Annotated in this window: 13 protein-coding genes; 8 read left to right on the top strand and 5 right to left on the bottom strand. The window is 68.5% G+C overall.

Going from position 1 to position 13,799, the window contains the following annotated elements; translation table 11 throughout:
* Positions 1-10: 10 nt before the first annotated feature.
* The 4 genes from Q7A36_RS19520 to Q7A36_RS19505 all read right to left on the bottom strand — a co-directional run bounded on the left by Q7A36_RS19520 (position 11) and on the right by Q7A36_RS19505 (position 4,115).
* Positions 11-1,564 (bottom strand): formate dehydrogenase beta subunit, encoded by a 1,554-nt coding sequence (locus Q7A36_RS19520; protein ID WP_305105413.1) that lies wholly within the window; start codon positions 1,562-1,564, stop codon positions 11-13.
* Positions 1,561-2,028, bottom strand: a complete 468-nt coding sequence (locus tag Q7A36_RS19515; protein WP_305105412.1) for a formate dehydrogenase subunit gamma — start codon at positions 2,026-2,028, stop codon at positions 1,561-1,563. Before Q7A36_RS19515 ends, Q7A36_RS19520 begins: the two co-directional genes overlap by 4 nt.
* Before the next feature lie 116 nt (positions 2,029-2,144).
* The gene (locus Q7A36_RS19510; RefSeq protein ID WP_305105411.1) at positions 2,145-3,056 is read right to left on the bottom strand and encodes a LysR family transcriptional regulator; all 912 of its coding nucleotides are present in this window, start codon (positions 3,054-3,056) and stop codon (positions 2,145-2,147) included.
* A 45-nt stretch (positions 3,057-3,101) separates the two neighbouring features.
* Entirely contained in the window at positions 3,102-4,115 is a 1,014-nt protein-coding gene (locus Q7A36_RS19505) for a LysR family transcriptional regulator (RefSeq protein ID WP_305105410.1), read from the bottom strand.
* A 109-nt stretch (positions 4,116-4,224) separates the two neighbouring features.
* On the opposite strand from Q7A36_RS19505, the gene Q7A36_RS19500 reads away from it, so the two are divergent.
* From Q7A36_RS19500 to Q7A36_RS19465, 8 genes are all read left to right on the top strand, one after another.
* Positions 4,225-5,256, top strand: a complete 1,032-nt coding sequence (locus Q7A36_RS19500; protein ID WP_305105409.1) for a class 1 fructose-bisphosphatase — start codon at positions 4,225-4,227, stop codon at positions 5,254-5,256.
* Between the two features lie 10 nt (positions 5,257-5,266).
* The gene (locus Q7A36_RS19495) at positions 5,267-6,142 is read left to right on the top strand and encodes a phosphoribulokinase (protein ID WP_305105408.1); all 876 of its coding nucleotides are present in this window, start codon (positions 5,267-5,269) and stop codon (positions 6,140-6,142) included.
* A gap of 104 nt (positions 6,143-6,246) precedes the next feature.
* On the top strand, positions 6,247-7,332 hold the full coding sequence (fba, locus tag Q7A36_RS19490; protein WP_305105407.1) for a class II fructose-bisphosphate aldolase: 1,086 nt from the start codon (positions 6,247-6,249) through the stop codon (positions 7,330-7,332).
* A 29-nt stretch (positions 7,333-7,361) separates the two neighbouring features.
* Complete coding sequence (locus tag Q7A36_RS19485; protein WP_305105406.1) at positions 7,362-8,816, top strand: form I ribulose bisphosphate carboxylase large subunit; 1,455 nt, start codon at positions 7,362-7,364, stop codon at positions 8,814-8,816.
* Between the two features lie 76 nt (positions 8,817-8,892).
* A complete protein-coding gene (locus Q7A36_RS19480) occupies positions 8,893-9,318 on the top strand; it encodes a ribulose bisphosphate carboxylase small subunit (RefSeq protein WP_305105405.1) in 426 nt (141 codons plus the stop codon).
* On the top strand, positions 9,315-10,199 hold the full coding sequence (gene cbbX / locus Q7A36_RS19475; RefSeq protein ID WP_305105404.1) for a CbbX protein: 885 nt from the start codon (positions 9,315-9,317) through the stop codon (positions 10,197-10,199). Before Q7A36_RS19480 ends, cbbX begins: the two co-directional genes overlap by 4 nt.
* Positions 10,196-10,732: an IS5 family transposase gene (locus Q7A36_RS19470; protein ID WP_305105403.1), complete on the top strand. Its 537-nt coding sequence runs from the start codon at positions 10,196-10,198 to the stop codon at positions 10,730-10,732. The genes cbbX and Q7A36_RS19470 overlap by 4 nt, the downstream gene beginning before the upstream one ends.
* Before the next feature lie 200 nt (positions 10,733-10,932).
* Positions 10,933-11,832, top strand: coding sequence for a hypothetical protein (locus Q7A36_RS19465; protein ID WP_305105402.1), 900 nt, complete (start codon positions 10,933-10,935; stop codon positions 11,830-11,832).
* A 569-nt stretch (positions 11,833-12,401) separates the two neighbouring features.
* Here the strand turns inward: Q7A36_RS19465 and Q7A36_RS19460 are convergent.
* Complete coding sequence (locus tag Q7A36_RS19460) at positions 12,402-13,487, bottom strand: GNAT family N-acetyltransferase (RefSeq protein WP_305105401.1); 1,086 nt, start codon at positions 13,485-13,487, stop codon at positions 12,402-12,404.
* Between the last annotated feature and the right edge of the window lie 312 nt (positions 13,488-13,799).

Raw genomic sequence — 13,799 nt, 5'->3', positions numbered from 1 at the left:
GTCGCGTACCCTATTCCGCTGCCAGCGGCGCCGCTTCGGGCGCGAAATCCTCGGGGAAATGCGTCAGCGCGCTCATCACCGGCAGCGGCGTCAGCCCGCCCATGGCGCAGAGGGATCCGTCCTGCATGACCTCACAAAGATCCTTCACCAGGGCGAGGTTGCGCTGCGGCTCGCGGCCGGCGATCACCTTGTCCAATGTCTCCATCCCGCGTACCGCGCCGATGCGACAGGGGGTGCACTTGCCGCAGCTCTCGGCGGCGCAGAATTCGAAGGCGAAGCGGGCCTGCCGGGCCATGTCCACGCTGTCGTCGAAGACCACGACGCCGCCATGGCCCAGCATGCCGCGGGCGCCGGCCAGCGCCTCGTAGTCCAGCGGCAGGTCCAGCATGCCTTCGGGGAAATAGGCGCCGAGCGGGCCGCCCACCTGCACCGCCCGCACCGGCCGGCCGCTGCGCGTTCCGCCGCCGAAGCCCTCCACGAGATCGCGGAGCGTCAGGCCGAAGCCGAGTTCCACCAGCCCGCCGCGCCGGACATTGCCGGCGAGCTGGAAGGGCATGGTCCCGCGCGAGCGGCCCATGCCGCACTCCGCATAAGCCGCGCCGCCATGCGTCAGGATCCAGGGCACGGCGGCGAAGGAGAGCAGGTTGTTGACCAGCGTCGGCCGGCCGAACAGCCCGCGCAGCGCCGGGATGGGCGGCTTGGCGCGGACGATGCCGCGCCTGCCCTCCAGGCTCTCGAGCAGCGAGGTCTCCTCGCCGCAGATATAGGCGCCGGCGCCGAGCCGCACCTCCAGGTGGAAGGCCTGCCCGCTGCCGAGGATATCGGGGCCGAGCAGCCCCGCGCCCTCCGCGACCGCGATGGCGGCGCGCAGCATGCGATGCGCCAGCGGGTATTCCGAGCGGAGATAGACGAAGCCCTTGGTCGCGCCGGTCGCCAGGCCGGCGATCACCATGCCCTCGATGAGCGTGAAGGGATCGCCTTCCATCAGCATCCGGTCGGCGAAGGTGCCGCTGTCGCCTTCGTCGGCGTTGCAGACCACGTATTTGCGGTCGGCCGCGGCGGCGCGGACGGTGCGCCACTTGATGCCGGTGGGGAAGCCGGCGCCGCCGCGGCCGCGCAGGCCGGAGGCCGTGACCTCCGCCACGACAGCCTCCCCACCCATGGCCAGGGCCGCCTCCAGCCCGCGCAGCCCGCCCGTCGCGCGGTAGTCGGCAAAGGAGAGCGGGTCGATGATTCCGCATCGGGCGAAGGTGAGGCGCTGCTGCCGCGCCAGCCAGGGCATCTCCTCCGGCCGTCCCTGCCGCAGCGGGTGCGCGCCGCCGGCGAGGAACCCGGCCTCGAACAGTGCCTCGACATCGCCGGGCGCGACCGGGCCATAGGCAATGCGGCCCTCGGGCGTCTCCACCTCCAGCAGCGGCTCCAGCCAGAGCATGCCGCGGGAGCCGGTGCGGACCATCGCGATGTCGAGGCCGCGGCGATGCGCGCCGTCCCGCAGCGCCTGCGCCACCGCCTCGGCGCCCAAGGCCTGCGCCACGCTGTCCTGCGGCAGAAAGACCCGGATCATGCCGCCCCCAGCCGCAGCGCCAGCGTCGCGGCATCCAGCCGCGCGACCGGCTCGCCATCCACCAGCGCGGCCGGGCCATTGGCGCAGAGGCCGAGGCAGAAGACCGACTCCACCGTCACCCGCCCGTCGGGCGTGGTGCCGTGCCAGCCGATGCCATGCGCCGCCAGCAACTCGGTATGCAGGGCATCGGCGCCGACCGCCTGGCAGGCCTCGGCGCGGCAGAGCTTCACCACATGGCGCCCGGCCGGCTCCCGCCGGAAATCGTGATAGAAGGTGAGGCAGCCATGCACCTCGGCGCGGGAGAGGTCCAGCGCCTCCGCCACCATCGGCACGGCCTGTGGCGGCACGTGGCCGAAAGCCTCCTGCAGGGCGTGCAGGATGGGCAGCGTCGCCCCCTCCATCCCGGCATGCCCGGCGATGATGGCCGCGGCGCGCGCGGCATCCCAGGACTCGCGTTCCTGCACAGTCTCCGTCCCTGACAATCCTTGGGAGGATGACGCGTCCCGGTTGCGTCCGGGTCAAGCAAGCCGTTCCGTCGGGCGACAGGCAAAGCCTGTCGAGACCCTGCTGCGCCGCAGCGTCAGACGAGGGTGTCGTCCGTCCCGCTCAGGCGCAGCGCCGCCTCCCGCGCCTCGGCAAGGAAGGCGCCGACCAGGGGCAGGGCGGGGTCGCGGTGCGGCGCGACCAGGCCGATGGTGTAGGACACCTCCGGCCCGGTGATCGGGATGGCCCGCACATGCTCGGTCAGGCCCAGCACCTCCGCCAGGACGCGCGGCATCACGCTGGCCCAGCGGCCGGTGCGGACATGCGTCATCAACACGATCATGGAATTGGATTCGAGGGTCGGTGCCGGCTCCCCGCCCGCCGCGCGCAGATGCGCGTCAATGATGCGGCGGTTCTGCATGTCCGGCGTCAGCAGGCAGAGCGGAATGCCCGCCACCTCCGCCCAGGTCACCGCATCGCGTCGGCCGAAGGGCGCATCCGCGGCCGTCAGCAGCCGGTAGCTCTCGCGATAGAGCGGCAGGGCGGTGACGCGGCCGAGCGGCTCGTTGTCCAGGTAGGTCAGGCCGACATCCGCCTCGAGGTTGGTCAGCAGGCTCAGGATCTCGGCCGAGGTGGTGGAGCGGATGGTGAAGCGGACATCCGGGTGGCGCGCGCGGAAGGGCGTGGTGAGGGAGGCGATGACCGGCAGCGCCGTCGGGATCGCCGCGATGCGCAGGTGCCCGTCCAGGCCGCGGCTCAGCGTGCGGAGGTCCTGCCGCATCGCCCGCACGTCGCCGACGATGCGGCGCGCCCAGTCCAGCGCCTTCTCGCCCTCGGCGGTGAAGCCCTGGAAGCGCGAACCGCGCTGCACCAGCAGCACGCCGAGCCGTTCCTCCAGCTGCTTGATGCCGCTGGAGAGGCTCTGCTGCGTCACCCCGATGGCTTCCGCCGCGCGGCCGAAATGCCGTTCGGAGGCGAGGGCGAGCAGCATCTCAAGCTTGTCGATCACGCCGGTCCCGGACGCCTCCCTGTCCCTGTCCCTGTCCCTGTCGCGTCAGCGGTCAACGCGGCCGCGCGATGATCGCGCCGCGTTGGGTGCCCGGGCAATGCCGGATTGCGCGGGCGCACCGACCGCGGGCAGGTAGCCGGCGCCGTGCCGCAGCAGGTGGTCCCACATGGCCCGTGCCGCCGGCAGCAGCCGCTTCTCCGACCGCCGCACCGCGAACCACTGCCGCACTGCCGGCAGCCCCTCGACGTCGAGGATTGCCAGCCTTCCGTCCCGCACCTCGGCCGCGATGGTATGGGCCGAGATCAGGGCGATGCCCATGCCGGCCATGACCGCCTGCTTGATCGTCTCGTTGCTGCCGATCTCGAGGCTCGGCGCCGCCGGCATCGCCAGGCCCGCGGCGGCGAAGAGGCGCTGCATCAGGTCGCGCGTGCCGGAACCCGGCTCGCGCAGCAGGAGGGTCTCGTCGGTCACCTCGCGCAGCGGGATGCCGCGGCGGCGGACCAGGCGATGGCCTGGCGCGCCGATGATCACATGCGGGTGGTCGCCGATCACCGCCCGTTCCACCGGGAAGCGTTCCGGCGGGTAGCCCATCACCGCGACGTCCAGCTCGAAGGCTTCCAGGGCCGCGACCGTCTGCTCGCGGTTGCCGACCAGCAGGCGCAGCTCGATCCGCGGATAGGCACGCTGGAAGGCGGCCAGCGCGAAGGGCGCGAAATACTTGGCCGTGCTGGTGACGCCGACGGCGACGCGGCCCGTCTCCATGCCCTGCAACGCCTCGACCGCCGCGGCGCAATCGGCCAGCGCCGCCTCGATCCGCGCGAGCGCGGCCAGCGCCTCGCGCCCCGCCTCGGTCGGGCGCAGGCCGCCCGGAGTCTTCTCCAGCAGCGGCATGCCGTCCAGTGCCTCCTCCAGCAGCCGCAACTGCTGCGCGACGGCCGGCGGAGTAACGGCAAGCTGCTCCGCCGCCGCTGTCACGCTGCCCGTGCGCGCCGCCGCACCCAGCGCGCGGAGCTGCCGGAGCGAGGTGCGACGGGCGAAGTTGACAAGTTTTTCTTTCATTGACAGCAAGATTAAAGGAATTTCTTTGAAGCGCCAGCCCTCCTAGTGTCGCTCCATCGGAGCCCGCCGATGCGCCGGACAAGGCGCAGGGCAGGAGGAGGGACGCCGAGTGACGCTGCTCGCGGAACATCTGAGGGTCTGGGCCGGCGCCAGCGCTGGGCGCCAGGCCATCGCGGAGACCGTCGCGGCGCTCGCCCGCGCCTCCACCGATCTTGCGGAGATCGTGGCCGACGGGCCGCTGGCGGGCGAGCTCGGCCGGGTGATCGGCGCCAGCGAGGATGGCGACGGCCAGAAGGCGCTCGATGTCCGCGCCAACGACCTCTTCCTCGACCACCTCCGCGCGGCGCCCGTCGCCGCCGTGGCCTCGGAGGAGATGCCCGAGGCCATCGAGCTGCGCGGCGCCTCGCCCATCGCGGTGGCGCTCGACCCGCTCGACGGCTCCAACAACATCGACATCGATGCCCCGATGGGCAGCCTCTTCACCCTGCTGCCGAGCGAGCGGCAGGACGACCCGCGGCTGCCCTTCGTCGCCACCGGCGACCGGCAGCTCGCCGCCGGCTTCGTGCTCTACGGGCCGCATACGGTGCTGATGCTGACGCTCGGCGAAGGCGTGCAGGCCTTCACCCTGGATCGCCGCACGCGGGAGTTCCGCCTGACCCGGCCGCTGGTCCGGATCCCGGAGGCGCGGCGGGAATACGCCATCAACGCCGCCAATGCCCGGCACTGGCCCTTGCCGATCCGCGCCTTCGTCGAGGAATGCATCGCCGGCGCCGCCGGGCCGCGCGGGGTGGACTACAACACCCGCTGGCTCGGCTGCGTGGTGGCGGAGGCCTACCGCGTCCTGCTGCGCGGCGGCATCTACCTCTATCCCGGGGATGCGCGGCCCGGCTACGAGCGCGGCCGGCTGCGCCTGGTCTACGAGGCGAACCCGATCGCCCTGCTGCTGGAGCAGGCCGGCGGCACCGCGACGGATGGCTTCACCCCGATCCTCGAGATCCCGCCGCGCAGCCTGCACCAGCGCGTGCCCTTGATCTTCGGCTCGCACGACAAGGTCTCCCGCGTCGTGCAGATGCACCTGGAACGCGTGCCGGATGCGGGGCAGCGCCCGCTCTTCGGCGCGCGCGGCCTGTTCCGGTCCTGAGGGGCGCGCGATGTCCGTCCGGCACCCCATCATCTCCGTCACCGGCTCCTCCGGCGCCGGCACCACCACGGTGAAGCACACCTTCGAGCAGATCTTCCGGCGCGAGGGGCTGGCCGCCGCCTGGATCGAGGGGGATGCCTTCCACCGCTACGACCGCGCCGAGATGCGCCAAGCCATGGCCGAGGCAGAGGCCTCCGGCAACCGCCACTTCAGCCATTTCGGCGAGGCGGCGAACCTGCTGGAGGAGCTGGAGGGCGTCTTCGCCGCCTATGGCCGCGACGGGCGCGGCCGCACCCGGCACTACATCCATGACGAGGCAGAGGCTGCCCATTACGGCGCGCCGGCCGGCACCTTCACGCCCTGGGAGGACTTCCCGCACGGCACCGACCTGCTGTTCTACGAGGGGCTGCATGGCGCGGTCGTGACCGAGCGCGTGGACCTCGCACGGCATGCCGACCTCAAGATCGGCGTGGTGCCGGTCATCAACCTCGAATGGATTCAGAAGATCCACCGCGACCGGTCGGCGCGCGGCTACTCCACCGAGGCGGTCATGGACACCATCCTGCGCCGCATGCCGGACTATGTCCGCGTCATCTGCCCGCAGTTCACCGAGACGGACGTGAATTTCCAGCGGGTGCCGACGGTCGACACCTCCAATCCCTTCATTGCCCGCTGGATCCCGACGCCCGACGAGTCGATGGTCGTGATCCGCTTCAAGAGCCCCCGCGGCATCGACTTCGCCTACCTCACCAGCATGATCCAGAACAGCTTCATGTCCCGGGCGAATTCCATCGTCATCCCCGGCTCGAAGCTCGACCTCGCCATGCAGCTCATCATGACACCGATGGTGCTGCAACTGGTCGACCGCAGCCGCCGCGCCCGCTGATCTCCGGGCCGCGATCCAGGGATCGCTGCCTTCGATGTTGTTTGGTCGCGTGATTCACGCCTTCGGGCTCTACCTTTCGACGATCACGCTCTGGGAGAACAAGGATGGCCTTCGTCACGCTCCGCCAGTTGCTGGACCACGCCGCCGAGCACGGCTACGGCGTGCCGGCCTTCAACATCAACAACATGGAGCAGCTCCTGGCGATCATGCAGGCGGCGGCGCGGACCGATGCGCCGGTGATCCTGCAGGCAAGCCGCGGCGCCCGCTCCTATGCCGGGGACCTGATGCTGAAGGCGATGGTGGAGGCGGCCGTCGCCACCTGGCCGGATGTCCCGGTCTGCCTGCATCTCGACCATGGCGACCGTACCGCCACCTGCCTCTCCGCCATCCAGCACGGCTTCACCAGCGTGATGATGGATGGCTCGCTGCGGGAGGACGGCAAGACGCCGGCCGACTACGACTACAACGTCGCAGTCACGGCGAAGGTCGCCGAGCTGGCGCATAGCGTCGGCGTCTCGGTGGAGGGGGAGCTGGGCTGCCTCGGCTCGCTAGAGAGCGGGCATGGCGAGCAGGAGGACGGGCATGGCGCGGAGGGCACGCTCTCCCGCGAGCAGCTCCTGACCGACCCGGATCAGGCGCGCGACTTCGTGGCGCGCACCGGCGTGGATGCGCTGGCCGTCGCCATCGGCACCAGCCACGGAGCCTATAAGTTCACCCGTGAGCCGACCGGCGACATCCTGGCCATCGAGGTGGTGCGCGCCATCCACGCGCTGCTGCCCAATACGCATCTGGTGATGCATGGCAGCTCCTCCGTCCCGCAGGAGCTGCAGGACATCTTCAACGCCCATGGCGGGCAGATGCCGCAGACCTGGGGCGTGCCGGTCGCCGAGATCCAGGAGGGCATCCGGCACGGCGTGCGCAAGATCAATATCGACACCGATTGCCGCATCGCCATGGCCGGGCAGTTCCGCAAGGTGGCGCAGGAGAAGCGCGCGGAATTCGACCCGCGCGCCTTCATGAAGCCGGCCATGGCGGCGCTGACCGCGCTCTGCGCCCGACGCTTCGAGGAGTTCGGCACCGCCGGCCAGGCGCCGAAGCTCAAGCCGGTGCCGCTGCCCGCCATGGCGGCGGCCTATGCCAAGGGCGCGCTCGACCCCGTCATCGGGTCCGCCCCCGCCCGCGCCGCCTGACATCCCATGCCAGCGAAGGAATCTACGTGATGAACGTCGCCTCCCCGCCCGCACGCAAGGGCCGCTACGACGCCGGCGTGATGAAGTACAAGGAGATGGGCTATTTCGACCTCGACTACGAGCCGAAGCCCACGGACGTGCTGGCCTGCTTCCGCGTCACGCCGCAGGACGGCGTGGACCCGGAAGAAGCGGCGGCCGCCGTCGCCGGCGAGAGTTCGACCGCCACCTGGACGGTGGTCTGGACCGACCGGCTGACGGCGGCCGACAAGTACCGCGCCAAGTGCTACCGCATCGACCCGGTGCCGGGCGCGCCCGGCTCCTGGTTCGCCTATATCGCTTATGACCTCGATCTGTTCGAACCGGGCTCGATCGTCAACCTCTCCGCCTCCATCATCGGCAATGTCTTCGGCTTCAAGCCGCTGAAGGCCCTCAGGCTCGAGGACATGCGGCTGCCGACCGCCTATGTGAAGACCTTCGACGGGCCGGCGACCGGCATCGTGGTGGAGCGCGAGCGGCTCGACAAATTCGGCCGGCCGCTGCTCGGCGCGACGGTGAAGCCGAAGCTCGGCCTCTCCGGCCGCAACTACGGCCGCGTGGTCTACGAGGCGCTGAAGGGCGGGCTCGACTTCACCAAGGACGACGAGAACATCAACAGCCAGCCCTTCATGCACTGGCGCGACCGGTTCCTGTACTGCATGGAGGCGGTGAACCGCGCCCAGGCCATGACCGGCGAGGTGAAGGGCACCTACCTGAATGTCTCCGCCGGGACGATGGAGGACATGTACGAGCGGGCAGAATTCGCCAGGCAGCTCGGCTCCACCATCATCATGATCGACCTCGTCATCGGCTATACCGCCATCCAGTCCATGTCGAAATGGGCGCGGCGGAACGACATGATCCTGCACCTGCACCGTGCCGGGCATTCCACCTACACCAGGCAGAAAACGCATGGCGTCAGCTTCCGCGTCATCGCCAAGTGGATGCGGCTCGCGGGCGTCGACCACATCCATGCCGGCACGGTGGTCGGCAAGCTGGAAGGCGACCCGGCGACGACGCGCGGCTACTACGACATCTGCCGCGAGCCCCACAACCCGCTGTGCCTCGAGCACGGGCTGTTCTTCGAGCAGGACTGGGCGAGCCTGCGGCGCATGATGCCGGTCGCCTCCGGCGGCATCCATGCCGGGCAGATGCACCAGTTGCTGACGCTGCTGGGAGAGGACGTGGTGCTGCAATTCGGCGGCGGCACCATCGGCCATCCCATGGGCATCGCGGCCGGCGCCATCGCCAACCGCGTGGCGCTGGAAGCCATGGTGCTGGCCCGCAACGAAGGCCGCGACATCATGGCCGAGGGGCCGGAGATCCTGCAGGCCGCGGCGCGGCATTGCACGCCGCTGGCCCAGGCGCTGGAGGTCTGGAAGGACGTGACCTTCAACTACGCCTCCACCGACACGCCCGATTTCGTCCCCACCGTCTCCGTCGCCTGACGCGGACCGGTGGCCGCAGCGCCGCAAGGCGCGGAGGCCTGAATCGGCCCGCTCAACATAGCAGGGAACCGCACCCATGCGCCTGACCCAGGGCACCTTCAGCTTCCTGCCCGACCTGACCGACGAGCAGATCGGCAAGCAGGTCGCCTATTGCATCCGCCAGGGCTGGGCGGTGAACATCGAGTACACCGACGACCCGCATCCCCGGAACACCTATTGGGAGATGTGGGGCCTGCCGATGTTCGACCTCAAGGACCCTGCCGCGGTGCTCTACGAGCTTGGCGAGTGCCGCAAGGTGCAGGGCGGCCGCGCCTATATCCGCATCTCCGCCTTCGACAGCACGCATACCTGGGAGAGCCTGCGGCTGTCCTTCCTGACGGACCGGCCGGCGGAGGAGCCCGGCTTCGCGCTGGAGCGCGCGGAGGCGGATGGCCGCAACCTTCGCTACACCACGCGCGCCTATGCCGCTGCCAAGCCGACGGGCGCGCGGTACGGGGCATGAGCACGCCGGCGAGCGTCGACCTGCGCGCCGCCTTCGAGGACTCCGGCCTCGGCGCGGTGCTGGAGGAGCTGGACCGCACCTTGGTCGGCCTTGCCCCGGTGAAGCGCCGCATCCGGGAGATCGCGGCGCTGCTGCTGGTGGACCGGCTGCGCCGCGACCTCGGGCTGACCAGCGAGGCGCCGACACTGCACATGTCCTTCACCGGCAATCCCGGTACGGGGAAGACGACGGTGGCGGCACGGATGGCGGACATCCTGCACCGCCTCGGCTACATCCGGACGAACCAGCTCGTCTCCGTGACGCGCGACGACCTGGTCGGGCAGTACATCGGCCACACCGCGCCCAAGACCAAGGAGATCCTGAAGAAGGCGATGGGCGGCGTGCTCTTCATCGACGAGGCTTATTATCTCTACCGGCCGGAGAACGAGCGCGACTACGGGCAGGAGGCGATCGAGATCCTGCTGCAGGTGATGGAGAACCGCCGCAACGACCTGGTGGTCATCCTGGCCGGCTATGCCGACCGCATGGAGCGCTTCTTCACCTCCAACCCCGGCATGCGGTCCCGCATCGCCCACCATGTGGACTTCCCGGACTACACGGGAGAGGAGCTGATGCGCATCGCGGAACTCATGCTTGCCGGGCAGAATTACCGCTTCAGCCCGGCGGCGCGCGAGGCCTTCGGCCGCTATCTCGCGGCGCGGATGACGCAGCCGCACTTCGCGAATGCCCGCAGCGTGCGCAACGCGCTGGACCGGGCACGGCTGCGCCAGGCAGTGCGGCTCTTCGAGGCCCGCGGGACGGTGACGCCGGAGGAGCTCATGACCATCGGGCCGGAGGAGATCCTGGCCAGCCGCGTGCTTGCCGCGGACCGCGCCACGTGATCCGTGCGGCGGGAAAACTGGCGTGGTCCTGCGGGGCTCCAGAAAGCCGGGAAGCAGGAGCCCCGACGGAGCATCGGGGTCCGTCGGTCGACCCGGTTGGTTACGACGCAGGGAAGAAGATCAAGGGGGTCAAGTACCACGTCCTCGTCGACACGCTCGGCTTGCTGCTGAGCATCGTCGTGCACGTGGCCAACCTGCAGGACCGCGACGGCGCGGCACTCGTGCTCGATCGCCGCACCAGGGCCCTGTTCCCCTTCCTCGGCACCATCTTCGCCGATGCCGGATACCAGGGACCACGTGCGGCCAGCGCGGCGCGGCGAAGCGGCCGATGGCGGCTGCACATTGTCCCTCGCGCCGAGGGTAGGCGCGGCTTCGTCGTGTTGCCGAAGCGGTGGATTGTCGAGCGGACGCTGTCGTGGCTGACCTGCTGTCGCCGTCTCGCGCGTAACCTCGAAAATCTGGTCCGAACCTCGGTTGCCCTGATCCGTCTGGCGATGATCAAGCTCATGGCAAGGGGCTTGGCACGCTCATAAACTTCTCGGACCGGCTTTTAGAGACCGCACCGTAGCGTCGCATCCGGACGCGGCGCTGGCTTGCCTCAATTTCGGGCCTGGACGTTCTCAAGCGGCCTGCTCGGGCGAGGACGTTTTAATGCCGCACTCCCCTTAGATGTATTTTTGCGGTAGACATACGCCTCCAAGGCGAGAAGCCGACTGCTGAGAGACGGAAAAAAATGATCAAACAAGGTTATCTAACACTCGCGACAGGACCCAAGAAATATACTGATATGGCTATTAATCTTGCAGCGTCTTTGCAGGTAATGGATCCGAAAAGACCCATATGTCTGTTTTGTGACGAAACATACAAGCCAGATGAGTTTGCGCGTTTCTTATTTCGAGACATCATAGTTCTGCCTCAAGATTCTCAATATCCGCACGTAATGAACAAGATCAGGGTTTTCGACAATTCGCCATACGACGCTAGTATGTTTGTTGATGCCGATTGTTTACTTGTGAAGAACGATGTGGATCATTGGTGGCGGGCTTCATCTCAGCGCGCGTTCTCCATTACCGGTCTGCCGCAAACGGCAGGTGAATGGAAGGGCGTAAAAATCGAGGACGTAATCCGGCAGGAGAACATTAACTATTTAGTTAAAATGAACGCTGGAGTCTATTATTTCGACAAGTCGGATTCTGGGAAAGATTTTTTCAAAGGTCTTAAAGATTATTACGTGAAGAGTAAGGAACGTCTCTCAATTTCCAACTATAAAGGCCCGAATAGCCAATCATTCGAATTGTATCTAGGATTATTTATGGGGAAAAATAATATGGACTGCACCAACGTGGCGAATTTAGGAGAAAATTCCTGGATGGTTTCAACATGGCGGGCGTTATGGTGCGACTTCCGACCACATCAGGGAGTATCCACCATCTATAAGGGTGATGATCACCTTTTCCAACTTCCATTCCTGCCTCGCAAGGTGACCAAACTGTCCCCTACATTTGCCCACTTCATTGGCCTAAAGCCGAAACGGATATATCAAAAACTGGCAGCGGAATTCCGTGCAACAGCCCTCATGCAGCGCGAAAAAGGAGCAACTGCGTCGGAGCTTTCATCGGGGCTGCCGTCCTAAGCTGGACGTCTGCGGTCTGGCACCGCAGTTCTTGTTGGATTGTCTGGCCGCGTCTCGATATTCGGCATCGCCGGACTCGCCGGGGATTGCGCGCCGCCCGGGACACCAACTTTCGGCTTTCCAGCCACCTATCCTGCCATCACACCCATTTATCACTAGCGCCTCATCAAAGTATGCTGGCTACTCGCATTTACCAATTTTTTAGAATTTATCATTAATTTGACGAAAGGCGTCGGCCCGTTCCGCGCGCCATTTCAAGTTCGGAGGACAGCGGTGAAGGGGCAGCAGACCCAAAGGTGCACAGAGGAATTGGCGCTACGCCTGGGCCTGCTAAGAATGGAGGCGCAGCCATATCTGCCCTGGCCGACCGCGATCCTGGTCATCGCGCTGATCTCGCTCGCCACCTGGGGTGTCCTCGGCGGTATCGTACTCCTGTTCCGGTGACACCGGGCAGGATACTGACCGGCAGCGGCGATGGGATTGCTCCCTAACTTGTGAACGACTTTGCTCGCACGATTATGCCCCGCACGGTCCAGGGCAGCCGCTTCGGGTCGGTCTGCCAGGGGTGTTCAGCCAGGCAGGACCTCGCCTGCCGCCGGCCGGAGCCGCCGGCGCAGCGCCCCGGCCGCCTGCCGCGCCAGGGCCAGCAGCCCCGCCGGATGCATCGGGTCCGCCAGCAGCAGCCCGATTCGCTGCCGCCGCGCCCCGACCCAGAGCCGCTTGTAGTCGTCGTCGCCCCGGCCGAAATCGAGTTCGGCGGTGCCCTCCTCCAGGAGCCGCCGGATCATGCGCGCCGTCAGCACCGTGCCTGGGGAGGCGGCGCGGCTGTCCTCGGCATGCGCGAGCTTGAGCACGGTCGCGCGCCGTCCGCCGCGATCAAGGATCCAGTACTGCGCCGCCATCGCCCGGCCGGCGGCGTCCCGCAGCACCCCCAGCCGCAATACCCCGAGCCCGGCCGCCACGCGCATCAGCGCCGCATCGAACTCGGGGAAGGGCTCGTCCGGCTTCCAACTCCGGGCGCGGACATCGGCATAGGCGGCGATTCCCTCCTCGAGCGCCCGGCCGGGCGCCGCCAGCCAGTCGAGGCCCGCGCCGCGCGCCGCGCGCAGCTTGCGGGCGATGGTGTTGCGCAGCGCCGGCGGCCGGCCAGCGAGGTAGTCCTCCCAGCCCGTGCCGGGCGCCAGCGCCTCGTGCCAGTTGCCGGTGTGCAGGAAGCGCAGCGGCCGCAGACCCGCGGCCGAAAGCCCCTCCAGCAACGGGACGAGACCCGGCGCCTCCGGGTCCAGCGTGTCCAGCCGGGTGGGCGGCCGGCGCCGCAGCCGGCGGCCCAGCGCGGCGCCGGCCGCGCGCAGCACCGCCGCATCTGCGCCGGGCGCGGCCAGGGGCCGCCAGTCCAGCGTGTAGGGCGAGACCAGCGCCGCGAGCCGCCCGCCAAGCCGCCCCCCCTGGCGCAGCAACGGCAGCAGCGCGGCCTCCCCGACCAGGGCGAGGACCGGCTGCGTGCCGGCCGGCAGGGCGCCGGCAAGCAGCGTGTCGTACCAGGCGCGGCTTGCGAAGAACTCGCCGGCCACGGGGTCGGCAAGGAAGCGGTCGCACCAGCCGGGGAGACCGGTGGGCGCGGCCGGCAGCAGGCGGGCGGCGGGGCGAGTGGGCATGCGTGCGGCAGTCTCGAGCCGGGTGCTGGGAACGGCGGTTACCGCCCCCACGACCCGGCGCTAAGTTGGTTCGCCCTTCGAGAAGGACGGGACGACCGGTCCCTGGGCTGCGCGACGGGCGTTGACCTGCGCCACCACTCGCCCCTCTGCCGCGCCAGTGGCCTGACTAAGGGGGCGATCCGGGCAGGAAAACGAAGTTGAACACGTGGTCCCTCGCCATTCGGCCTTCCGCGTCCAGTGCTTGGTGGACGCCCGCGCGGAACGCGGATAGCGGGGCCATCTGGCCACGAAACAGGAAGAAGCCAACATACC

This window comes from Paracraurococcus lichenis (genome assembly GCF_030657435.1).
In the GTDB taxonomy this organism is placed as follows: domain Bacteria; phylum Pseudomonadota; class Alphaproteobacteria; order Acetobacterales; family Acetobacteraceae; genus Paracraurococcus; species Paracraurococcus lichenis.
The sequence above is the reverse complement of the archived record's forward strand: the minus strand, read 5'-3'. Positions and strand labels throughout refer to the sequence as shown.